We start from the raw sequence: 237 nt of genomic DNA on the forward strand, positions 1-237 counted from the left end.
TGGTACATTAAATGTTAAAGCCACCAATGGTGCAGAGTCTGCAAATGGTGGCGACATTGTAACAATTGATGAATTTCATGCTTTTGATTTGCAGTTTGAATTTCAGTTATCAGATACTGCCAATAGTGGGGTGAAATATTTTGTTACAGAAAAAGAAAATAATACCGGTTCAGCCATCGGATTAGAATACCAGATATTGGACGACGACAAACACCCTGATGCCAAACTAGGATCGAT

General features: G+C 38.0%; 1 protein-coding gene. It reads left to right on the forward strand.

The features are described from left to right. Positions 1-237: family 16 glycoside hydrolase (locus tag VJI93_RS09250; RefSeq protein ID WP_324009395.1), on the forward strand; the 237-nt coding region annotated here is incomplete at both ends.

Origin of the sequence: Parvimonas sp. M20 (assembly GCF_035282425.1) — a bacterium.
Classification (GTDB): Bacteria; Bacillota; Clostridia; order Tissierellales; family Peptoniphilaceae; genus Parvimonas.